General features: G+C 67.0%; 19 protein-coding genes. 5 read left to right on the plus strand and 14 right to left on the minus strand.

Annotated elements, in window-relative coordinates; genetic code table 11:
• Positions 1-56: 56 nt before the first annotated feature.
• Together B7Z76_RS06480 and B7Z76_RS06485 are read right to left on the minus strand one after the other, a co-directional pair.
• Positions 57-1445 (minus strand): hypothetical protein, encoded by a 1389-nt coding sequence (locus tag B7Z76_RS06480; protein WP_174503651.1) that lies wholly within the window; start codon positions 1443-1445, stop codon positions 57-59.
• Complete coding sequence (locus B7Z76_RS06485; RefSeq protein WP_174503652.1) at positions 1435-2376, minus strand: sigma-54-dependent Fis family transcriptional regulator; 942 nt, start codon at positions 2374-2376, stop codon at positions 1435-1437. Before B7Z76_RS06485 ends, B7Z76_RS06480 begins: the two co-directional genes overlap by 11 nt.
• 418 nt (positions 2377-2794) lie before the next feature.
• On the opposite strand from B7Z76_RS06485, the gene B7Z76_RS06490 reads away from it, so the two are divergent.
• The gene (locus tag B7Z76_RS06490) at positions 2795-4744 is read left to right on the plus strand and encodes a methyl-accepting chemotaxis protein (protein ID WP_174503653.1); all 1950 of its coding nucleotides are present in this window, start codon (positions 2795-2797) and stop codon (positions 4742-4744) included.
• A 90-nt stretch (positions 4745-4834) separates the two neighbouring features.
• On the opposite strand, the gene B7Z76_RS06495 is transcribed toward B7Z76_RS06490, so the two are convergent.
• The 12 genes from B7Z76_RS06495 to B7Z76_RS06550 all read right to left on the minus strand — a co-directional run bounded on the left by B7Z76_RS06495 (position 4835) and on the right by B7Z76_RS06550 (position 16764).
• Entirely contained in the window at positions 4835-5782 is a 948-nt protein-coding gene (locus B7Z76_RS06495; protein ID WP_324482134.1) for an SMP-30/gluconolactonase/LRE family protein, read from the minus strand.
• A 2-nt stretch (positions 5783-5784) separates the two neighbouring features.
• A complete protein-coding gene (locus B7Z76_RS06500; protein WP_174503655.1) occupies positions 5785-6729 on the minus strand; it encodes an ABC transporter permease in 945 nt (314 codons plus the stop codon).
• Positions 6726-7718 (minus strand): ABC transporter permease, encoded by a 993-nt coding sequence (locus B7Z76_RS06505; protein WP_174503656.1) that lies wholly within the window; start codon positions 7716-7718, stop codon positions 6726-6728. The genes B7Z76_RS06500 and B7Z76_RS06505 overlap by 4 nt, the downstream gene beginning before the upstream one ends.
• Positions 7708-9189, minus strand: coding sequence for a sugar ABC transporter ATP-binding protein (locus tag B7Z76_RS06510; RefSeq protein ID WP_174503657.1), 1482 nt, complete (start codon positions 9187-9189; stop codon positions 7708-7710). Before B7Z76_RS06510 ends, B7Z76_RS06505 begins: the two co-directional genes overlap by 11 nt.
• A 7-nt stretch (positions 9190-9196) precedes the next feature.
• Complete coding sequence (locus B7Z76_RS06515; protein ID WP_291342856.1) at positions 9197-10312, minus strand: sugar ABC transporter substrate-binding protein; 1116 nt, start codon at positions 10310-10312, stop codon at positions 9197-9199.
• 86 nt (positions 10313-10398) lie between these two features.
• Positions 10399-11313 carry an SMP-30/gluconolactonase/LRE family protein gene (locus tag B7Z76_RS06520; protein ID WP_174503659.1) on the minus strand — a complete coding sequence of 305 codons (915 nt, stop codon included), beginning with the start codon at positions 11311-11313 and terminating at the stop codon, positions 10399-10401.
• 101 nt (positions 11314-11414) lie between these two features.
• Positions 11415-12035 (minus strand): 2-dehydro-3-deoxy-6-phosphogalactonate aldolase, encoded by a 621-nt coding sequence (locus B7Z76_RS06525; RefSeq protein ID WP_291342858.1) that lies wholly within the window; start codon positions 12033-12035, stop codon positions 11415-11417.
• A complete protein-coding gene (locus tag B7Z76_RS06530; RefSeq protein WP_291342860.1) occupies positions 12023-12931 on the minus strand; it encodes a 2-dehydro-3-deoxygalactonokinase in 909 nt (302 codons plus the stop codon). The genes B7Z76_RS06525 and B7Z76_RS06530 overlap by 13 nt, the downstream gene beginning before the upstream one ends.
• 55 nt (positions 12932-12986) lie before the next feature.
• The gene (locus B7Z76_RS06535; protein WP_174503662.1) at positions 12987-13760 is read right to left on the minus strand and encodes an SDR family NAD(P)-dependent oxidoreductase; all 774 of its coding nucleotides are present in this window, start codon (positions 13758-13760) and stop codon (positions 12987-12989) included.
• Between the two features lie 45 nt (positions 13761-13805).
• Complete coding sequence (locus B7Z76_RS06540; RefSeq protein WP_174503663.1) at positions 13806-14579, minus strand: ATP-binding cassette domain-containing protein; 774 nt, start codon at positions 14577-14579, stop codon at positions 13806-13808.
• Positions 14576-15550, minus strand: a complete 975-nt coding sequence (locus B7Z76_RS06545; RefSeq protein ID WP_174503664.1) for an ABC transporter permease — start codon at positions 15548-15550, stop codon at positions 14576-14578. Before B7Z76_RS06545 ends, B7Z76_RS06540 begins: the two co-directional genes overlap by 4 nt.
• A 122-nt stretch (positions 15551-15672) precedes the next feature.
• Positions 15673-16764 (minus strand): sugar ABC transporter substrate-binding protein, encoded by a 1092-nt coding sequence (locus B7Z76_RS06550; RefSeq protein ID WP_174503665.1) that lies wholly within the window; start codon positions 16762-16764, stop codon positions 15673-15675.
• 214 nt (positions 16765-16978) lie between these two features.
• Here B7Z76_RS06550 and B7Z76_RS06555 point away from each other — a divergent pair, with 214 nt between their 5' ends.
• The 4 genes from B7Z76_RS06555 (at position 16979) to B7Z76_RS06570 (ending at position 21301) form a co-directional block, all read left to right on the plus strand.
• A complete protein-coding gene (locus B7Z76_RS06555; protein WP_291342862.1) occupies positions 16979-17842 on the plus strand; it encodes an SDR family NAD(P)-dependent oxidoreductase in 864 nt (287 codons plus the stop codon).
• Between the two features lie 465 nt (positions 17843-18307).
• On the plus strand, positions 18308-19348 hold the full coding sequence (locus B7Z76_RS06560) for a substrate-binding domain-containing protein (RefSeq protein WP_174503667.1): 1041 nt from the start codon (positions 18308-18310) through the stop codon (positions 19346-19348).
• Positions 19349-19439: 91 nt separating this feature from the next.
• On the plus strand, positions 19440-20522 hold the full coding sequence (locus tag B7Z76_RS06565) for an ABC transporter permease (RefSeq protein ID WP_291342867.1): 1083 nt from the start codon (positions 19440-19442) through the stop codon (positions 20520-20522).
• Positions 20522-21301 carry an ATP-binding cassette domain-containing protein gene (locus tag B7Z76_RS06570; protein WP_174503669.1) on the plus strand — a complete coding sequence of 260 codons (780 nt, stop codon included), beginning with the start codon at positions 20522-20524 and terminating at the stop codon, positions 21299-21301. The genes B7Z76_RS06565 and B7Z76_RS06570 overlap by 1 nt, the downstream gene beginning before the upstream one ends.
• Positions 21302-21465 lie beyond the last annotated feature (164 nt).

A 21465-nucleotide genomic window follows, 5' to 3' on the forward strand; every position in this document is an offset into this window, starting at 1 on the left:
CGGGTGTTCCATGAAACGCTTCAGCAAACGCTGGACACCGATACATGCGGCCCGCCTCAGAAGCGGACCGGCACATCGATCAGAACCTTGGCGACCGGCGCGTTCGGCCCCGCGCCGATGCCGACGCCGAGATTGATCGTGGTCGATTTCGAGAGCTGATAGCCGATGCCGAAATTGAAGGTGCCGAAATCGTAGGTCGAGCCCTTCACCGCCGCATGGTTGAATGTCGCACCGAACACGTGTTCCTGCTGGTAGCTGAGGGTGAACGTCGTTTCGTCATTGAGGGCGAAGCCGATGCCGAACGTCGCCGCCACCGCATCGCCGGGCTTTGCGTCTGCCGCCACCGCCGGGCCGCCGCCCGGATCCTGCACATGCACGGTGCTGCCGAAATTGTGGATGTAGAGGAGATTGGCGAACAGGATCCCCGGCGCGGTCGGGTAGAGCAGCGTGATGCTGGGTTCCAGCGCCGGAAATCCGGTTCCGGTCGGCACTTTCTTCTGGATGCCGGAAATGATGCCGCCATTCGGATCGGCGGTCGTGTAGACCGGGACCGAGAACGGGCTGGTGCCGGTCGCGGTCTTGTAGATCAGGTTCCCCACCACGATCGGCACGCCGCCGCCGCCTTGATTGAACTGGTAGCTGGCGCCGAACTGGATGTCGCCCAGGCTGGCCGCATGGGCGCTCGGCGCAAGCACGCCGACCGTGGTTCCCCCGCCGCTCTGCTGGAGGATCGATTGGGTGACGGTCTCCTGATACGCGTAGACGAAGGGAACCCTTGCGCTCAATTCCAGCCGGTCGGTCAGCCCGTAGCGCAGCGTCAGCGCCGGCGTCACCATGCTTTGCCGCACTCGCGCAAGCAGGAGCTGGCCGAAGGTGATGCCGGGCAGGATGGTGAACCCGTTCAGGCTCAGCTGGTCGTCGGCCGAATAGTCGTATTCGAGCGAGGGATCGATCACCAGCGTGCCGCTTGGCGTCAGCACGCCGCCGACGGATTGCAGCGGCGAGGTCTGCAGCACGCGAGCCTCCCGCCGTTCCGCCGGCTTCGTGCCGGTGATCGGTGCCGATGTCTGTTCGGGAGGAGGTGCTGCGGTGTCCGCAGCCGTTGCGTCGGTCGCGGCTGCCGCCTGGTCCTGTGCCGCGCTGGTCGGCCCTGGCCCGGCTGCGCGGAGCCGGCGCATGGCCTCGTCGAGCAGGGCGCCCTGGCGGTCGAGATCGGCGCGGGCGCGGTCGAGCTCGTGCCGCGTGTGGCGTAATCTTGCTTCGGCCCGGGCGACGCTGGCGCGCAGTCGTTCAAGTGCCGCGCCATTGCTCTGCGCGGGCGTGCTGTCTGCCGTAGTGCTCGCGGTTGTGCCGGTGCCTGGCTGTGCGGCGGCGGCGGGCAGTGCCAGTCCGGCGGCAAACAAGGCTGCCGCCACACGGCGCGGTCGTGTCGGTTCAAGTTTCATCGCTGGTGTCCTCCGTGTGGCCGGTCGCCGCCATGCGTTGCAGCGCGCGGTAGAGCGTTATGCGGGCGATGCCGAGTTCGCGGGCGGCGCGGGCGCGGTTCTGGCCGCAACGGGCGAGGGCGGCGCGCACCGCCTCGGGGTCGATCATCCCGTGCGGGCCGGTGGTCGCCCGCAGGCGCGGACTCTCGCGCGCGGCGGGCAAGGCGAGGTCCGCTTCCCCGATCGTTTGCCCGCTCGCCATCACCGCCGCCCGCCGCACCGTCGAGACGAGTTCGCGTACATTGCCCGGCCAGTCATGCCGGCAGAGCGCAGCCAGCGCCGCGGCCGAAAACCCGTCCACCGCCAGCCCCAGATCGCGCGCGGCGGCTCGCAGCACGACCATGGCGAGCAGTTCGATATCGCCATCCCGCGCGCGCAGCGGCGGTATCTCGAGTTGCAGTACATTCAGCCGGTAGAACAGGTCTTCGCGAAACCGGCCTTCGCCGATCGCCCGCCGCAGATCGACATGGGTGGCGGCGATGACGCGGGTGCGCACACTCACCGGCTCGCGCCCGCCGAGGCGGAAAATCTGCCCCTCCTGCAGGAACCGCAGCAGATGCCCCTGCAGGTCCATCGGCAGGTCGCCGATCTCGTCGAGAAAGAGCGAGCCGCCAGCCGCCATCTCGACGAGCCCGATCCGCCGCGCCGTGGCGCCGGTAAAGGCGCCCTTCTCGTAGCCGAACAGCTCCGAGGCGATCAGCCCGGCGGGCAGTGCTGCGCAGTTGATGGCGACGAACCGGCCGTCGCGGGCGTTCGAGCGGTCGTGGATGGCGCGGGCGGCGAGTTCCTTGCCGGTGCCGGTCTCCCCGGTGATCAGCACCGGTGCATCGACCGGGGCGAACCGGCGGATCAGCTCGAACAGCCGGCGCATCGACGCCGACTGCCCGACCATGACCCTTTCGGGACCGGGTCCAGGAGGGCGGCTGGCTGCGGAGCAAGGCCGGCGCGCGGGCGCGGACTCGACCGGTCGGAGAATATTTCCGTGCAGAGCGTTGTGTCGCATGGCCTCCCCACTGGGTGGATCGCGGGGGATGCTATCAACGATGATGCGTGAAAATATTGCAGAATGTATTAAAAATATTTCTTTAAAGCCATGTTGGACTTTATATAAGGTATTTATTTACACTATTGGGATATTTTCGGGGTGATTTGATTATCAAAAAGGCATCGTTCTTCTGAATATCATCCGGAAGGACGATCCGCCCGATGCGATCTCCGTTCTGGATATCCGCAGCCGATGCGACATCAGAACACTTTTTTTTAACTAAACTCTGTCATGCAGTCCGGGAAGGTTGATCCGGAGACATGTCGTGCTGAACAAGCTTTCAATCCGTCACCAGTTTGCCGCGCTCGGTGCGTTCGGCATCGCGATGACCCTGGTGGCCATCGCCCTCGGGCTGCTGGCGTCCTACCAGATCGAGATGCAGTCGCGGAAATCCGAAATCCGCGCGTTGGTGAGCGACGCCGTTCACATCACCAGCGGCTTCGTCGACATGGCGGAGAAGGGGACGATGCCGCAGCCGCAGGCGAAGTCGCTCGCGCTCAAGGCCCTCGGCGCCGCCCGCTTCGATCACGGGAATTATTATTTCGTCGATAGTGCGAAAGGGATCGGGCTGCAGCATGTCAACAAGGCGCTGATCGGTACCGATCGCTTCAATGCCAAGGACGTGTACGGCAACTACACCGATCGGGCGATGATCGACTCGATCCGTGCCGGCCATCCGGCTTTCGCCCATTATTTCATGCCGAAAGCGGGTTCGGCCAAGCCGCAGCCGAAGATTTCCTTGATGGGGCAGGTGCCTGGCTGGGGCTGGTACATCGGCACCGGCGCCTACGTCAACGACATCGATGCCCAGCTCTGGAAAGGCGTCTCCCGCTTCTCGATGCTTTTCCTGCCGCTCTTCGCGCTGTTCCTCTTGGCGATGTATCTGATGCAGCGCAACGTCAACAACACGCTGCACGCGATCACCTCGGTGATGACGCAGCTTTCCCGCGGCGAGTTCAACACATCCATCCCCTTTACCGACCGCAAGGACGAGATCGGCGGCATGGCGCGCGCGGTCGAGGTCTTCAAGTCCGCAGGGATCGAGAAGGCCCGGATCGAGGCCGAAGCTGCCCAGCTCGCCCGCACACGCGAAGCCGAGCGGCAGGAAGCCGAGGCCCGGCGCGAGGCAGCGGCACGGCAGCTCGCTCATGTGCTCGACTCCGTTGCCGGCGGTCTCGAGGAGCTTGCGGCCGGACATCTCACCTACCGGCTGACCGAGGCTTTCGGTGACGATTATGACCGTCTGCGCGACGATTTCAACGCGGCGCTGGAACGGTTGCAGGAGACGATGGGGGTTGTCGCGGCGAATGCCGGGGCGATCCGGTCGGGCGCCTCTGAAATTTCCGCGGCGGCGGACGATCTGTCCCGCCGTACCGAACAGCAGGCCGCCACACTCGAAGAAACCGCAGCCGCGCTCGAGGAAATCACCGTGACCGTGCGGCGGACCGCCGATGGGGCCGTGCATGCCCGAACTGTCGTCGGCGCGGCGCAGGGCGATGCAGAACGCGGCGGCGCCGTGGTGTCGCAGGCGGTCGCGGCGATGGGCGAGATCGAGGCATCGTCGAAGCAGATCGGCAGCATCATCGGGGTGATCGACGAGATTGCCTTCCAGACCAATCTGCTGGCGCTCAATGCCGGGGTCGAGGCTGCCCGGGCGGGCGATGCCGGGCGCGGCTTTGCCGTCGTTGCCTCCGAGGTTCGCGCGCTCGCGCAGCGCTCGGCGGATGCGGCAAAGGAAATCAAGACGCTGATCTCCGCCTCGAACCAGCAGGTTGTCGCGGGCGTCGACCTCGTCGGTCAGACCGGTCGGGCTCTTGAGCGCATCGTCGGGCAGATCGGCGAGATCAACGGCGTGGTGGCGGAAATCGCCGCATCCGCGCAGGAGCAGGCGACCGGGCTTGTCCAGGTGAACACGGCCGTCGGTCAGATGGACCAGACGACGCAGCAGAACGCGGCGATGGTCGAGGAGTCGACGGCGGCAAGTCACAGCCTGGCGCGGGAGGCTGAGCAGCTTTCCGGCCTGATGGCGCGGTTCGACCTCGGCGCGGTCGCGCACGAACCGGTCGCGCCGCGCCCGACGGCAAGCGCCCGGCCCGTTGCAAACCGGGCGGCTCCATCGCGCCCCGCACAGGCTGCCATCCGTCCCGCGAAGCCCGCGCCGCAACGGGAACCGCAGATGGAAGCCGCTGGCGAGGATAACTGGGAAGATTTCTGACCCTACCCTCTACGCTCGACCCCCCGGCGGGAGCCAGTCTCCCGCCGGTTTTTCATCGAGATCACCAGCCGGCGCCCATACGGCGGCGGATCACCCTCCGCGCACACCCTGGGTGTTGACGTAAAGCGCATACAGGCTCCGGCTCGCCGCCATGAACAGCCGGTTGCGATGCCTCCCGCCGAAGCAGACATTGGCGCAGCGCTCGGGCAGGGCGATGCGGCCGATCGGCGTTCCGCCGGGGTCGAACACCATCACCCCGTCCAGTTCGGCCTCGCCCATCCCCCAGCCGCACCAGAGATTGCCGTCGATATCGACGCGAAACCCATCCGGCGTGCCGCCGGGGCCGGCATCGATCAGTCGCCGATTGTTGGCGAGGCGGCTGTCATCCACCACATCGAACACATGGATTGCCCGGTGAGGCTCGGCCCGCGAGGCGACCACGTAGAGCCGGCTCTCGTCCGGCGAAAAGGCCAGCCCGTTCGGCCCCGCGATGTCGTCCGCAACCATCGAGACCGTGCCGCTCGCCGGGTCGATCCGGTAGATCGCGGGCTTCAGCTCCGCCTCCGCGCGGTGCCCTTCATACCATCCGGCAATGCCGAAGGGCGGGTCGGTGAACCAGATGCTGCCGTCGGATTTCACCACGACGTCGTTCGGCGAATTCAGCCTTCGCCCGCCGAACCCGTCCGCGAGCACCGTGATGCTCCCATCGATCTCGGTGCGGATCACGCGCCGCCCGCCATGTTCGCAGGTAATCAACCGCCCCTGGCGATCCCTCGTGTTGCCGTTGGCATGGCCCGCCGGCTGGCGGAACACGCTGACGCGTCCATCGGCTTCGTCCCAGCGCAGCATCCGGTCGTTCGGAATGTCGCTCCATAGCAGGAAGCGCCCGTCGCCGAACCAGACCGGCCCTTCCGCCCAGCGGCAGCCATCGGCGAGCCGCTCCACCGCCGCGTTGAACAGCCGGTAGCGTGCGAAGGCCTGGCTGAGCACATGGATCGCCGGGTCGGGATAGCGCTCGGCCGGCTGCCAGGAGGTGATCGTCATGTCTCCCGCCCATAAGCGAGCAGCAGCGCAAGGATGACGACGCCATAGGCAATGCTGCGCACGTAATCGGGCATCGAAAGCGCGAGCAGAACCGAGACCAGCACGGTCAGGCTCACCGCGCCGGCGGCGACGCCGAGATAATTGCCGCGACCGCCAAGGATGTTCACCCCGCCGATCACCACCGCGGCGATCGAGGTGAACAGGTAGGGGTCGCCGAGGCCGAGCGAGGCTTGCCCGCCAAAGCCCACCAGCATGATCCCGCCGAGTGCGGCGAACCCGCCGCACAGGGCATAGAGCAGGATCGTCATCCGCCGTGCGTCGATCCCGGCGAGGGTGGCGGCGAGCGGATTGGTGCCGAGCGCGTAGGTCGCCCGTCCGAACCGCGTCACCGCGAGCGCGCCGCTGACCAGCGCGGTCACGAACGCCCAGAGCCAGAGCGCATCGGGAATGCCGAGCAGGGTGCCATGCGCCAGCGTCTGGATCAGCGGCGGGGCGTAGGATGAGCAGGAGGAGCAGGTGAAACCGCCGCTCAGCCCGAGTGTCAGCCCCTCGACGATGCCGTTCGCCGCCAGCGTCATCACCACCGCCGGAATGCCGAAGACGGCGATGCCGATGCCATTCGCCACTCCCACCGCCACCCCCATGCCGATGGCCGCGGCGATCGCCTCCGGCGCGCCCGTGTTTTTGCCGAGCGAGGTGGTGGTGAGCAGGATCGCCGCGGCGTTCATCACCCAGGGCACCGAAAGGTCGATCCCGCCGATCAGGATGACGAAGCACTGTCCCGCCGCCACGATGCCGACGAACGAGGCGATTACCAGGATCGAGGCCACGCTGGGGCCGGACAGAAAGCCCGGATGCGCCGCCTCGCCAACCACGAAAAGCCCGATCGCCGCGATGATCGCATAAAGGATCCGCCGCGTATCGACGGAGAGAGCTCTCATTGCCGCCTCCTGATCGCGCCGCCGATGGCGCCGCCGAGCACGACCGCGACGATCAGGAACACTCCTTCGTAGAATGACTGATACAGCGGATTGACGTGGCTGAAGAACAGGATGTTGACGATCAGCGTGGTGATGAACGCACCGGCGATCGCGCCGGCCGCGGAACCGCGCCCGCCGAACAGAGAGACGCCACCAAGCACGACCGCGACGATGGAGGTCAGCGTGTAGCTGTTGCCGGTCGTCGCGTCGCCCGCCGTGGCCGAGGCGGCGAGAAACAGCCCCGCCGCGGCCGCCAGTGCGCCATCGAGCATGTAGGCGATGATCTTGGTGCGCAGCACGCGCACCCCGAGCGCGCGGGAAGAGGCCTCGTCATTGCCGATCGCGTAGAGATCCACACCGGTGCGCGAGCGCCGGAACGCCGCCCAGGCCAGTATCAGGAGCCCGATATAAACCAATGCCCAGGGCGCGTTCGGGTTGACCAGCAGGTTGGTGTAGGCCGGCGGGATCGCACCGCCCGGCGCTGGCAGCACGCGGATCGCCAGACCCTGGTAGATCGACAGTGTCGCCAGCGTCACCACGATCGGCTGCAACCGGCCGAATGCGACCAGCAGCCCGTTCACGAGGCCGCACGCCGCCCCTACCGCGAGAATGACGGCCGACCACAGCAGCGCGCCGCCGAGCGACTTGCCCATGGTCACCGCCGCCAGCGCGTTGGCGAGATCGACGACGCCGCCGACCGAGAGATCGATCCCGCGGGTAAGCACGACGAAGCTCTGGCCCACCGCGGCGAAGACCAGCGGGATCGCGTTGTTCACCGTCGAGGTCAGTTCGAAATTGCCCGGCAGCCGGTGCTGTTCGATGCTGTAGACCATCAGGAACCCGGCCACCGCCAGGGTGAGGATCGCGCCGGCGAGGATCAGGCCGATATTCTGCCCGATCGCGTGGCCGAGGCGGCTGCCGCGCGGCAGTGCTGCGGCGTCAGGCTGCATGGGGAATCTCCGTCTTGCCGCTCTCGCGCATCGCGGCGGCGACGATCGCCTCGGCGGACAGCGCGTCGGCCGGCAACTCGGCGACGAAGGCGCCCCGCCGCATCACCTTCACCCGATGACACAGATGGGCGAGTTCCTCCGCATCCGACGAATAGAACAGGATCGCGTAGCCCTCGCGGGCGAGGCCGGCGATCAGCTCGTAGATCTCGTGCTTGGTCGCGACATCGACGCCGCGGGTCACATCGTAGAGCAGCAGGATGCGCGAGCGCGTCAGCAGCCAGCGCCCGAGCAGCACCTTCTGCTGGTTGCCGCCGGACAGCGCGCCGACCGGCTGCTGCGCCGAGGGCGTGCGCACGGCAAGCCGGCGGATGCTCTCCGCCACCGTTGCGCGCTCGGCGCCGAGCCGCAGGATGCCGAGGCGCGAGAGCCGGCGCAGGATCGGCAGGGTGAAATTGTCCCGCACGGAAAGCGGCAGGAACAGCCCCTCGCTCTTGCGGTCTTCCGGCACCAGGGCGAGGCCGGCGCGGATCGCGTCCCAGGGCGCCGTGATGCGGACCGGCCGTCCCTCGCGCTCGATCCGCCCCTCGCGAAAGCCGGGGGCGCCGAACAGGCCGAAGAACAGGGCGCGATGACCATGCCCTGCGAGGCCGCCGATGCCGAGAATCTCGCCTGCGCGCAAATCGAGGTCGAGCGGCGCGGTTCCCTCCGCCCGCGCGCCGCGCAGCGAGAGCAGCACGGGGCCGGGGGGCTGCGCGCCGCGGGCGGGAAAGATCGTCTCCAGCGCCTGCCCGGTCATCAGCGTGATCGCCTCGTCCTCGCCGATCGAGGTGAAGGTGCCGACATCGGTGCCGTTGCGGAAAATGGTGATCTCGTCCGCGATGCTGGTGATCTCGCCCCAGCGGTGCGAGGTGAACACGATTGCCACGCCCGCGTCCCGCAGCGCGCGGATCTGGCCGAACAGCCAGGCCACCTCGCGCTCGACCAGCGCGGATGTCGCCTCGTCGAGCAGCAGGATCTGCGGGCGCGCCATGATCACCCGCGCGATCTCGATGATCTGCCGCTCGGCGAGCGATATGTCCGCCGCCAGCGCGCGCGGATCGATATGGGTGATGCCGAGCCCGGCGAGTTCGGCCTCGGCGATGCGCGGCATCGCGGCGCGGTCGATCAGGCCGAGCCGGCCGCGCGGCTCGCGGCCGAGCAGCAGGTTTTCCGCCACCGTCATGTAGGGCAGCAGCGTGAGTTCCTGGAACACGGTGCCGATGCGCAGGTCCGGCCCGCCGGTTTCCACGCTGCCCTCGTCGGCTGCGATGCGGCCGCCGAGGATCTTGATCAGGGTCGATTTGCCGGCGCCGTTCTCGCCGACCAGCGCGTGAACGCTGCCGCGCGCGACGGCGATCGAGGCCCTGGTGAGGGCCTTGACGCCGCCGAACGACTTGCTGACCCCGCGCGCCGCGATGGCGGGTGCGGTCATGGCCGGGTCAGGCCTTGGGCAGATGCACGGTCAGGGAACCGCCGCAGGGTGTGCCGTGCAGCGCGGCATCGACGCAGATCTTGAGCGTCGCGTGCGGTCCGCTGTCGGTGAAGTCGGTGAAGAAACTGTCCGGCATGTTGGGGAACACCGTCTCTCCCACCTTCACCGTGGCGTTGGTGACGAAGGGGAAGGGGATGGTGATGTCCTTGCGCGGATAGGATTTGTTGAGGATGCGCCGCGCGAGTTCCAGCGCGATCAGCACGAGGTAGGGCGGCTGGCCGACCGAAAGCCCCTCGACCTTGTGGCCCATATAGCCGGTCATGAACTTGCGGAAGCCGTTTTCCGCCTCGCCGGCGGTCGGCGGCAGCGGTCGTTTCGCGGCTATGAAGGCCTTGAGCACGCCATCCGTGCCGCCCTGGCACCAGATACCGTCGATCTTGGGCAGCGAGGGCAGCACCGAGGCGGTGTTCTTCTCTGCGGTGGAGGACGCCCAGTCGCCGGCGAAACGGCTGACGATCTTGATGCCGGGATATTTCTTCCAGATCTCTTCGGCGCCGCGGTTGCGGTCCTCGTTCACCCCGGTGCCGGCCACGCCCGTCACCATGATGACATTGCCCTTGCCGCCGATCTTCTTCGCCAGCCATTCGGCCAGGGTGGCGCCGAACTTCACCTGGTCGGTGTTCACCTTGATCGCGGTTGGCGTGGTGACGATGTTGTCGAACGAGACGACGAGAATGCCGCGCGCATGGGCCTGCTGGAGAATGCCGTTCAGCCCGGTCGGCGAGGCGGCGTCGACCAGGATGGCATCGACGCGCTCGGCGATCATGCCGGAAATCTGCTGGCTTTCCTGCGAGATGTTGTTGCCCGAGCTGAAATACGATCCGTCGATCTCGCTCTTGTACGGCTCCATCTGCAGCGCCGCCTTGAAGAGGTTGACCATCTCGATGCGCCACTCGTTGCCGATATACGAGTTCGACAGGGCGATCTTGAGCTTGCGGTTGTTCGCCAGCCCGAAGCGGGGCAGGGCGGCCAGCCCGAGCCCGCCGGCAAGCCCGGTGAGCAGCGTGCGGCGGGTCGCGCCGGTCAGGTCAAACACGCCGGAATCGGTTTGATCGAAATCCATCTTGTCCTCCCAGGATTTTGTTACATTCGGTTTATTATCGGTTTTATACAATCAATAAGGGGCGCTGACAATCAGAATCGTGCCCCTTACACCGTCTTGTTGCCCCGCACCGCGACATAGAGCGAATAGACCGAGCTGGTCGCGGTCATGAACAGGCGGTTGCGGTTCGGCCCACCGAAGACGAGGTTGCTGGTGGCTTCGGGCAGGTCGATCTTGCCGAGCGGGGTTGCATCCGGCGCGAAGACGGCGACGCCGTTGGCGGTGCCGCAGCTCGACCAGACATTGCCGTGCTCGTCGATGCGGAACCCGTCGGCGAACCCGTTCGCGATTTCGGTGAAGACCTTGCCCGGCCCGAGTCGCGCGCCGTCGATCACGTCATGCACCCGGATATGATGCGGGCCGTCCGCCCGGTGGGTGATGCCGGTATCGGCGATGTAGAGTTTCCGTTCGTCGGGGCTGAAGGCCAGCCCGTTGGGGCGCTCGTAATCGCTGGCGACCACGCTGAGCGCGCCGCTCGCCGGGTCGAACCGGTAGACGTTGCAGGCGCCGATCTCGCTTTCGGCGCGGTGGCCCTCGTAATCGCTCCAGATGCCGTAATCGGGGTCGGTGAACCAGATTGTCCCGTCGGATTTCACCACCACGTCGTTCGGCGAGTTCAGCCGCTTGCCCTCGAAGCGATCCACCAGGATCGTGACCGAGCCGTCATATTCGGTGCGGCTGACGCAGCGCCCGCCATGCTCGCAGCTGACCAGCCGCCCCTGCCGGTCGCGGGTATGGCCGTTGGTGTGCCGTGCCGGCGTGCGATAGACGTCGACCGTCCCGTTCGTCGTCCAGCGCAACATCCGGTCGTTGGGAATGTCGCTCCACAGCAGGCAGTTCTGCTCGCCGAACCAGACCGGGCCTTCCGCCCAGCGGCAGCCGGTGGCGATGGTCTCGATCGCCGCGTTGAACAGCAGCATCGAGCGGAATCGTTCATCATAGACGTGAAAAGCCTCGGACATGGCAGCGCCTCTCCCCCTCGTCGTTGTGGCCGGTCGATCCGGTCCTTGCCGTCAAACGATAAAAGGCAATCGGCGCAAAGGCCAGAGGTTTTGCAGCCGGATCAGCTTGCGAGCGCGGCAATGAAGCCGGCTGCCTTCATGCGCACGGCAGCGGCGTCGTCGCCCGGCCGGTAGAGTGCCGAGCCGATGCCGAAGCCGCCAGCACCCGCCTCTCGCCAGGGGGCAAGCGTGGTCGGCGTGATGCCGCCGATTGGCAGCACCGGCAGCGCTGGCGGCAGCACCGCGCGCAACGCCTTGAGCACCGCGGGACTTGCTGCTTCGGCGGGAAAGAGCTTCAGCCCGTCCGCCCCGGCGCCGATCAGCGCGAATGCCTCGGCCGGGGTGAAGAAGCCGGGCAGGGCGATCAGCCCGCGCCGCTTCGCCTCGGCCACGAGGGCGGGATCGGCGTGCGGCGTGACCATCAATTGCCCGCCCGCCCCGGCGAGGCGGGCGACATCCTCCACCGTCATGACCGTTCCGGCGCCGATCAGCGCCCGCGTGCCGAGCCCGCGGGCCAGGCGGGCGATGCTCTCGAACGGGTCGGGCGAGTTCAGCGGTACTTCGATGATCCGCAGCCCGGCGTCGACCAGCGCCTCGCCCAGCGCCATCACCTCGTCCGGCGCGACCCCGCGCAGGATCGCGACCAGTGGGAAGGCGTCGAGATGTTCCTTCAGTGTCGCCATGGGATCTCCGCTCCGAGCCGGGTAAGGCCGAGACAGGCGGCGTCGCCGGCGCCATCGTCATGTACGCGCGCCGCCCCGCCGCACAGCGCGATCGCATCGCGGTAGAGCGCGCAGAGCGCGGGATCGCCGATCAGCGTCACCTCCGCCGCCGCCGCCGCCGCCGGCCGCGCGCGACCAATCTCATGGCCGATCTCGTGGCCGATCAGCAGGCCGGACAGATAGGCGCGGGAGGCGGATTTCGACACGCCATCGCGCAAGACCCTGGTCCGCACGCCGAAGAGATGATGCAGCAGCCCGCCAGGCTGGCGCGCCCGCGCGACGCCGTCGGCGAAGGCGTCGGGCTCCGGCCCGCCCGCCTCGATCGTCTGCGCGAGGATCGTCGCCCCGCCCAGCGCGGCGAAGGCCTCGCCGGTCATGTAGGACCGGAACCCCTCGATCCGCCCGGCCCCGACGACCGCCCATTTGGAGTGGCTGCCCGGCAGGCAGACGAGCCGGCGCGCAGCGTCCCCGACCGCACCGGCGATCTGGGTTTCCTCGCCGCGCATCACCTCCGGAACGCCATCCCCGTCCCGCGTCGCGAGCCCCGGCAGGATCAGCACCTCGGCGCCCTCGAACGCCACCGGCCGGGCCGCGGCGGCGATCGCGCCGAACACCGCCGGGCAGTCGAGATACGGCACGTCCAGCCAGCCCTGGCGGCTGCCGGCCATCCCGGCGATCAGCACCCGCCGCTCGCCGCCCGCCAGCCAGTCCCCGGCAATCTCGCGCAGCACGTCGGCAAAGCCGCCCGGTTGCACGCTCAGCACGCCGCGATCGGCACGGCGGACGTCGCGGACCATGCCATCCTTCGCGATGCGGAAAGCGCGCAGCCGTGTCGTCCCCCAATCGAGGCCGATCATAGGTGGCCGATCATAGGTGGCCGATCATCGGGGGCCGGTCATCCGTCCGGGCCGCTCAGATCCAGCCGGCATCGACGAAGAAATTGTGGCTGGTCACCATCCGGCTGTCATCGGCGGCGAGCCAGAGCACCATCCGCGCAACATCGGCCGGCACCAGCTTCTGCTTGAGGCATTGCTGCTTCATCAGCGTCTCCTCGCCTTCCGGCGTGAGCCATTTCTCGATCTGCCGCTCGGTCATGATCCAGCCCGGCACCACGCAGTTCACGCGGATGTTGTCCGGCCCGAAATCCCGCGCGAGGCTGCGCGTCAGCGCCTCGATCCCGGCCTTGGCGGTGACGTAGGCCGGCATGCCGCCCTGGCCCTTGTGCCAGCTGCTGGAGCCGAAATTGACGATGGCGCCGCCGCCGGCGGCCTTCATCATCGGGATGATCGCCTGGGCGGTGAAGAACTGGTGGCGCAGGTTCACCTGCAGCCGGTCTTCCCAGTATTCCACCGTCACATCCATCGTCGGGTGGCGCTCGTCATGGGCGGCGTTGTTCACCAGCACGGTGAACGGGCCGACCGCCTTGGCGCCCTGTGCGATCGCGGCTTTCAGCGCGTCGATATCGCGCAGGTCGCACCTGATGAAATGCGGCGCGGCGTGGCCCTTCGCCGCCACCTGCTCGACCACGCGCTGGCCGCCCGCCTCGTCGATATCGACGAAGACGATGCGGCTGCCCTGCTCGGCGAAATGCTGCACGACGGAGGCGCCGATGCCGCCGCCGCCGCCGGTGATGAACACGGCCCGGTCCTTGAGGCTCGGATAGATTGCGTTGGCATGTGCGGTCATGATGTTCCCTTTTCCGTCCTGATGTTGTGCTGCCGGCGCCTTGCGTCAGCGCGCCCGTGCCGCGCGGTATTCACGCCGCACGATCTCCAGCAGCTCCTCGACCGATGTGTCGCGCGCCGCGCCCGAGAACGTCACCTCGCCATGCTGCATCAGCATGACGCGATCGGCAATCTCGAGCGTCTGGGCATAATTGTGCATGATCATGATGATCGAGATGTCGCCGCGGGCGCGCTGGCGCTGGATCAGGTCGATGATCAGCCCGGCCTCGCGCGCCCCCATCGCGGCGAGCGGCTCGTCGAGCAACAAAATCTTCGCCTCGGAATACACCGCGCGGGCGATGGCGATCGCCTGCCGCTGCCCGCCCGATAGCATCTCCACCTCCTCGTCGACCGAGGGAATGTTGACGCCGATATCCTCGAGCGCCTCCGCCGCGCGCCGGCGCATCGTCCGGTGGTCGAGCATGCCGAAGGGGTTCCTGAGCTCGCGGTTCAGGAACATGTTGTGATAGATCGGCAGCGTGTTCACCAGCGCGAGATCCTGGTAGACGCACTCGATCCCGAGTGCGCGCGCATGATCGACCGAGGCGAGGTCGACCGCCTCTCCCCGCACGTAAAGCTGGCCCGCGGTCGGCTTGTGAAAGCCGGTGATGATCTTCATCAGGGTCGACTTGCCGGCCCCGTTATCGCCGAGAATGCCCAGCACCTCGCCGCGCCTGACATGCAGCGACACGCCGGACAGCGCCGTCACCGCGCCGAACGACTTGACGATGTTCTCGGCCCGCAGCGCGTCCGGCGCCGTTTCGTTGACGGTGGCGCTCATCGCCGGCCTCCCTTGCGCATGCCCTGGACGCGGATGTTGGCGATCATCGCGATCAGGATGGCGCCGCCGATGATCATGTCGAAGGTGAAGGCGTTGATGCCGGCGAGGGTGAAGCCGTCCTGCAGCACGCCGAGCACGGTGGCGCCGAGCAGCCCGCCGATGATCGTGCCCGATCCGCCGGCGAGGCTGGTGCCGCCGATCACGCCGGAGGCGACGGCGAGGAACATGACGTTGGTGCCGCCGGCGAGCGGGTCGGTCGAGCCGATGCGGAAGGCCTCCAGAATGCCGGTCGCCCCGCCGAGCACGCTGGTCAGCACGAAATTGCCCACCTTGATCCTTGCCGCGTTGATGCCGGCCTCGGTCGCCCCGGTGAGGTTGCCGCCCACCGCGATGGTGTGCAGCCCCCAGCGCCGGTGGCGCAGCACCGCGTGCATCACCAGCACGATCAGCAGCGCCCAGAGAAACTCGCTGTAGCCGGACGCGCCGAAGATGTTGGCGATCGTCGCGCCACCCGGCGTGTTCACCGGATAGCCGCGCGAGATGGTGAGGGTGAAGCCGTTGATCAGGAACAGCGTGCCGAGCGTGGTGACGAAGGAGGGCACCCGCAGCAGCACGGTGATCCCGCCATTGATCAGCCCCACCACGGCGGAGACCAGCAGCGCGAGCGCGATGCCGACGAACAGGCCGAGACCCGCCTTCACGCTGAACGCCATGATGAACGGGGCAAGGGCAAAGACCTGGCCGACCGAGAGGTCGATTTCGCCGCAGATCAGCAGCATGATCTCGCCGCAGGCGATGATCGCGGCCGGGGCGATGAACTGCGACAAGGTCTGCAGGTTGGCGCCCGAGAGGAAATTGTCGTTGCTGATGGCGAAATAGCCGAACAGCAGGATGGCGACGACGAGAATGCTTGCTTCTCGCAGCGCGAACAGGCGCGAGCCGTGTCGGCGCAGACTGATGGGCTGGCTCATGCCGTTCCCCTGATCTCAGGCGCCGCCCCGCGCGGGGCGGCCTCGTTGGTGGAGGGCGGACGTCCGGCGGGTGGCCTGCCATGCCCCATCGGGGTGCGGCAGGCCGCCGCGCCGGCGCGGCTTCAGCCGGCGATCGGCCCGTGCCGGGGCACGATCTGCGGCTTGGCCGAGCTGCCCTCGTAGCGGGTGTGCGTGTCGAGATAGGGTTGCACCCCTCCCTTGGTCACGAATTTCAGGCCGGTGTTGATGTCCGCCGGGCCCGACAGGCCGCCGGAGGCGAGGAACGTGAACATCTCCATCACCGTGTAGAAGCCCTGCAGATAGGGCTGCTGGTCGATGGTGAAGTCGAGATCGCCGCTCTTGATGAGGTCGAGCGTCTTGGGAAGCATGTCGAAACCGCCGCCGTGCACGCCCTTCTTGGCGAGGCCGAACTGCTTCATCACCTCGCCGACACCCTGGGTCGAGCCGGCATCCACCGCGAACATGCCCTTCACGTGCTGGTGACCGAGATAATAGGCGCGGATCTTGGAGAGTTCCTCGTTCACCGTCGGGCCGGTCGCGATCTCGTGATAGGTGATGTTCTTGCCGAGTTTCTTGATCGCGGCCGCCGCACCGTCGATGCGCGGCTGGATGTTGAGCTGGCCGGGTGTGGCGATGAACAGCGCGACCTCGCCGGAGCCGACGAGCTGGACGATCTTCTCGCCCATCTGGTAGCCGGCGAGGAACAGGTCCTGGCCGATATAGGCGAGGCGCTTGTTGCCCGAGCCGGCAGGTGCGTCAGCATTGTAGGAAAACACCGGGATGCCGGCGGCGAGCGCGCGTTCGGTCGGCTTGTTGAACGCGGTCGGATCGACCAGCGGCACCGCGATCGCATCGGCCTTGCCGGCAATCGCCGCATCCATCGCGTTGACCATGTGCGCGACGTTCGAGGTCTGCGATCCGGTCCACTGCCATTCGCAGCCGAGCAGGCGGCAGGCGTCGTGGATGCCATACTGCGTCGGCACGAAGAACGGGTTGGTGGTGACGTGGTTGACGAACACGAACTTCCAGCGCTTGTGCGGCGGGAACGGGTCCTTGCCGGCGGCTTCCGCGGTGCGGGCACCGGCGGCGAGCATCGCGGCGGCGGCGCCGAGCGTCACGCCCTGGGCCACGGCGCGGCGCGGCAGGCGCGACGCAACGATATCGTCAACTTTGTCTTCTATCTTTTTTGTCATCGAGTTCCTCCCTGCGATGATTGTCATTTATATTTAGTTGACCCTCAATGAAAATGCAATCGAGGAAATCACGCGCCCTTGCCGGATCCGGTCTTTCGTGCTGCCATCTTCGATGTTGCGAATATAGATCGTTTCTTGCGGCGGCGCCGCGGGGCTGGTCGCAACGGCGGCGCGCCGCTAACCTCGCGTCGCAAGATCCTGTGAGGAGGCCGGCATGACCACGCCCCACGTCCAGTCACACGTCCAGTCACACGTCCAGCCACAAGTACAGTCACAAGTACAGTCACGCTCTGCCCGCTTCGTCGGCCGGCACGCGCTCGTCACCGGCGGGGCATCGGGGATCGGCCGGGCCATCGCCCGGCGGCTCGCTCAGGAGGGGGCCGCGATCACCTTCACCCATCTGCCGGGCGATGAAGCTGCCGCCGAAGCCCTGGATGAACTCCACGCCGCCGGGCCGGCCGCCCGCCATCACGCCGAGGCCGCGGATGTCGCCGACCGGGCCGCGATGGAGGCGGTTGCGGCGCGGGCCATCGGGCGCGCCGGCCATCTCTCGCTGCTGGTCAACAACGCCGGCATCCAGACCGAGCAGCCGAGCGACGCGCTCGACATGGACCGGTTCGAGCGCATCGTCGCCGTCGATCTGCTGGCCGTCGCCCATCTCTGCGGGCTGGTGATCGGCCACATGGCGGCGCAGGGGGGCGGTGCGATCCTCAACGTCTCCTCGGTTCACGAAATCGTGCCAAAGCCGGGCTTCCTCTCCTACTCGGTGGCGAAAGGCGGGCTTGGCAATCTCACCCGCACCCTGGCGCTGGAATTCGCGGCGCGCGGCGTGCGGGTCAACGCGGTGGGCCCCGGTGCGACGGTCACGCCGATGAACGCGGGCTGGACCGGCGATCCCGAGCGCCGCCGCATCGTCGAGGCGCATATCCCGATGGGGCGTCCGGCCGAGGCCGATGAAATCGCCGCCGTTGCTGCCTTCCTGCTCTCCGACGAGGCGAGTTACGTCACCGGCCAGACCCTCTTCGCCTGCGGTGGCCTGTCGCTGTTCGCCGATTTCGCACGGAACTGGTCCACCTGATCTCACCGCGTCACCGAAGCCATGGCCCGAGAGGTCAAGGAAACCTGAAAACGTTTTCCTCTTCGCAAGAGGGCTCATCCATCGACTTCTGACCGATGCGGCGTATCGGATCGCGATTGGCTTTGGAATTTTCGTGCGAGATAAAATTTTCGTTCCCGGGCAAGAAATTTCTTGCCCCTGCCGATCGTGCAAATTAAGAAAGTCATGAAAACGTTTTCTGGTCTTCAAACCGCCCATGCGCGGGCCAGCGAGCGAATAACAAGACTGAGGAGGAACGATGACGGCGCCCCGCGCCCAGCCGACCCGTATTCACGACCAGACGCCGGCGGCGGCCCCGAAGCCGCGCGCTTCGGCAGTGCGGCCGGATACCGGCCGATGACCATGCAGCGTCCGTGCCGTCCCGCGCCGCGGAACGCGCCCGGAGGCGCCAAGTCCAGACACCGTGTCGAGACCAAGGAGAACAACATGACCAACAGGAACAGCTTCACCCGCAAGGCGACGATCGCGCTGGCAGCGCTCGGCGCGGTCGCCGGGTTCGCCACCACCGCCCAGGCCGCGCCGATCCGCGCCTGCCTCATCACGAAAACCGACTCCAACCCCTATTTCGTCACCATGCGGAAGGGCGCGCTGGCCGAGGCGAAGAAGCTCGGCGTCGATCTCAAGACCTATGCCGGCAAGTATGACGGCGACAACCAGTCGCAAGTCGCCGCCATCGAGAGCTGCATCGCCGATGGCGCCAAGGGCATCCTGATCACCCCGTCCGACACCAAGGCGATCGTCCCCACCGTCGAGAAGGCGCGCAAGGCCGGGCTGCTGGTGATCGCGCTGGATACCGCGCTGAGCCCGACCAGCGCTGCCGACATGACGTTTGCCACCGACAATTTCGAGGCGGGCGAGCTGATCGGCCGCTGGGCGCGCAAGCATCTCGGCGCCAAGGCGAAGGACGCGAAGATCGCGATGCTTGATCTCTCGATCTCGCATCCCACCGTCGATGTCGAGCGCGATCACGGGTTCCTCGCCGGCTTCGGTGACAAGATCAAGGATCCGAACACGTTCAACGTGGCCGACCCGCGCATCGTCGGCCATGTCGAGACCGGCGGATCGGAAGAGGGCGGCCAGAAGGGCATGGAAACGCTGCTTGCCCGCAACCCGAACATCAACCTCGTCTACGCCATCAACGAGCCGGCAGCCTTCGGCGCCTACCAGGCGCTGAAATCGGTCGGCAAGGCCGGCAAGGTCACCATCGTCGCGATCGATGGCAGCTGCACCGGCGTCGCTGGCGTGAAGAAGGGCATCATCGCCGCCGACTCGCAGCAATATCCGCTCAAGATGGCGGCCCTTGGTGTGAAGGCGATCGTCACCTTCGCCAAGACGGGCAAGAAGCCGCAGGCCAGCGCCGGCAAGGATTTCTACAATACCGGCACCAACCTGATCACCGCCCATCCCGTTTCCGGTGTTCCCTCGATCACGCCGGCGAAGGGCGCCAAGATCTGCTGGGGCAGCTGATCCCCGGCACGACCGCGGGCGGTGCGTAACGCCGCCCCGTTTCCTTCGACTGCCGCGCCGGCGCGCCCGGCGCGGTCATGGAGCATATGCGATGTCGAGCAACGAGCGCACCGAGGTCACCTTCGAGGCCTCCATCGTCACTTCCGGCGCCGAGGCCGTGGCGGAGTTCAGCCACCCCAGGACGCCGCTCGAACGGTTGCAGCACCTGCTGCATGAAACGCCGTGGCTCGCGCCGCTGATCGTGCTGATCGTCTCGCTGCTCGGCTTCGGCATCCTGGTCGGCCATCGCTTCTTCACCGCCTATGCGCTGACGCTGATCCTCCAGCAGGTGACCATCACCGGCATCGTCGGCGTCGCCCAGGCGCTCGTCGTGCTCACGGCAGGGATCGATCTCTCGGTCGGCGCCATCATGGTGCTGTCCTCGGTGCTGATGGGACAGTGCGCCTTCGCCTACGGGCTGCCGGCGGGTGTGGCCATCCTCGCGGGCTTCGGCCTCGGCGCCGCCGCGGGCTGGTGCAATGGCGTGCTCGTCGCCCGCATGAAACTGCCGCCCTTCATCGTCACGCTCGGCACCTGGCAGATCGTGCTGGCGGCGAACTATCTCTATTCCGGCAACCAGACGATCGGCGCGGCGCAGATCTCAATGCAGGCGCCGCTGCTGCAATATCTCGGCAATACCTTCGTGATCGGCGGCGCGGGCGGCGCCACCTTCACCTATGGCGGCGTGCTGATGATCGGCCTTGTGCTGCTCTTTGCCTATGTGCTGCGGCATACCGCCTGGGGGCGGCACGTCTATGCCGTGGGCGACGATCCCGATGCCGCCGCACTGGCCGGGGTGAACGTGCGGCGGATGCTGATCGGCGTCTACACGCTCTCGGGCCTCGTCTGCGCCATCGCCGGCTGGGCGCTGATCGGCCGCATCGGCGCGATCTCGCCCAATTCCGGCCAGTTCGAGAACATCAACAGCATCACCGCGGTGGTGATCGGCGGCATCTCGCTGTTCGGCGGCCGCGGCTCGATCCTCGGCATGATCTTCGGCGCCATGATCGTCGGCGTCTTCACCCTCGGGCTCAACATGTATGGCACCGACCCGCAATGGACCTACCTGATGATCGGCGCGCTGATCATCGTCGCGGTCGCGGTGGACCAGTGGATCAGAAAGGCGGCGGTGTGATGGAACCCGTTCTCAAGGCGCGTGGCCTCATCAAGCGGTATGGCCGGGTCACGGCGCTCGACCATTGCGATTTCGACCTGCACCCCGGCGAGATCCTCGCCGTCATCGGCGACAACGGCGCCGGCAAGTCCTCGCTGATCAAGGCGCTCTCCGGCGCCATCCAGGTCGATGAGGGCGAGATCCATCTCGAGGGGAAGCCCGTGCGCTTCGCCTCGCCGATCGCCGCCCGCGCCGCCGGCATCGAGACGGTCTACCAGACGCTCGCCATGGCGCCGGGCCTGTCGATCGCCGACAACATGTTCATGGGCCGCGAACTGCGCAAGCCGGGCCTGCTCGGCAAGGTGTTTCGCAAGCTCGACCATGCCGAGATGCAGCGCATCGCCCGTCAGAAACTCTCCGATCTCGGGCTGATGACGATCCAGAACATCAACCAGGCGGTGGAAACCCTCTCCGGCGGCCAGCGCCAGGGTGTCGCCGTCGCCCGCGCCGCCGCCTTCGGCTCCAAGGTCATCATCCTCGACGAGCCGACCGCCGCCCTCGGCGTCAAGGAATCCCGCCGCGTGCTCGAACTCATTCTCGACGTGAAGGCCCGCGGCATCCCCATCATCCTGATCAGCCACAACATGCCGCATGTCTTCGAGGTGGCGGACCGCGTTCATATCCACCGCCTCGGCCGCCGGCTCTGCGTGATCGACCCGAAGACGCATTCGATGTCCGACGCCGTCGCCTACATGACCGGCGCGCGCACGCCGGATGCGGTGCTCGATCCGGCGGCCTGATCCGGCCCGGTTGCGTGGATGTCGGTTGCGTAGATGCCGGGATGAAGGGTTCGATCGTTCTGAAAAAACGATCAATTAGATCTAATCGTTCTGTATAGACGATGATATGGCGATGCCGCTATCACGGTGGCATCGCCGGATCGCGGACTTGCTGCCGCCCCGGC

The organism is Acidiphilium sp. 20-67-58, from assembly GCF_002255515.1.
Lineage (GTDB): Bacteria > Pseudomonadota > Alphaproteobacteria > Acetobacterales > Acetobacteraceae > Acidiphilium.

What these genes read in the sequence shown, in the direction of transcription:
- B7Z76_RS06480 (WP_174503651.1), bottom strand. Translation starts at nt 1,445, where the DNA reads ATGAAACTTGAACCGACACGACCGCGCCGTGTGGCGGCAGCCTTGTTT.
- B7Z76_RS06485 (WP_174503652.1), bottom strand. Translation starts at nt 2,376, where the DNA reads ATGGTCGGGCAGTCGGCGTCGATGCGCCGGCTGTTCGAGCTGATCCGC.
- B7Z76_RS06500 (WP_174503655.1), bottom strand. Translation starts at nt 6,729, where the DNA reads ATGAGAGCTCTCTCCGTCGATACGCGGCGGATCCTTTATGCGATCATC.
- B7Z76_RS06505 (WP_174503656.1), bottom strand. Translation starts at nt 7,718, where the DNA reads ATGCAGCCTGACGCCGCAGCACTGCCGCGCGGCAGCCGCCTCGGCCAC.
- B7Z76_RS06510 (WP_174503657.1), bottom strand. Translation starts at nt 9,189, where the DNA reads ATGACCGCACCCGCCATCGCGGCGCGCGGGGTCAGCAAGTCGTTCGGC.
- B7Z76_RS06515 (WP_291342856.1), bottom strand. Translation starts at nt 10,312, where the DNA reads ATGGATTTCGATCAAACCGATTCCGGCGTGTTTGACCTGACCGGCGCG.
- B7Z76_RS06520 (WP_174503659.1), bottom strand. Translation starts at nt 11,313, where the DNA reads ATGTCCGAGGCTTTTCACGTCTATGATGAACGATTCCGCTCGATGCTG.
- B7Z76_RS06525 (WP_291342858.1), bottom strand. Translation starts at nt 12,035, where the DNA reads ATGGCGACACTGAAGGAACATCTCGACGCCTTCCCACTGGTCGCGATC.
- B7Z76_RS06530 (WP_291342860.1), bottom strand. Translation starts at nt 12,931, where the DNA reads ATGATCGGCCTCGATTGGGGGACGACACGGCTGCGCGCTTTCCGCATC.
- B7Z76_RS06535 (WP_174503662.1), bottom strand. Translation starts at nt 13,760, where the DNA reads ATGACCGCACATGCCAACGCAATCTATCCGAGCCTCAAGGACCGGGCC.
- B7Z76_RS06540 (WP_174503663.1), bottom strand. Translation starts at nt 14,579, where the DNA reads ATGAGCGCCACCGTCAACGAAACGGCGCCGGACGCGCTGCGGGCCGAG.
- B7Z76_RS06545 (WP_174503664.1), bottom strand. Translation starts at nt 15,550, where the DNA reads ATGAGCCAGCCCATCAGTCTGCGCCGACACGGCTCGCGCCTGTTCGCG.
- B7Z76_RS06550 (WP_174503665.1), bottom strand. Translation starts at nt 16,764, where the DNA reads ATGACAAAAAAGATAGAAGACAAAGTTGACGATATCGTTGCGTCGCGC.
- B7Z76_RS06555 (WP_291342862.1), top strand. Translation starts at nt 16,979, where the DNA reads ATGACCACGCCCCACGTCCAGTCACACGTCCAGTCACACGTCCAGCCA.
- B7Z76_RS06560 (WP_174503667.1), top strand. Translation starts at nt 18,308, where the DNA reads ATGACCAACAGGAACAGCTTCACCCGCAAGGCGACGATCGCGCTGGCA.
- B7Z76_RS06565 (WP_291342867.1), top strand. Translation starts at nt 19,440, where the DNA reads ATGTCGAGCAACGAGCGCACCGAGGTCACCTTCGAGGCCTCCATCGTC.
- B7Z76_RS06570 (WP_174503669.1), top strand. Translation starts at nt 20,522, where the DNA reads ATGGAACCCGTTCTCAAGGCGCGTGGCCTCATCAAGCGGTATGGCCGG.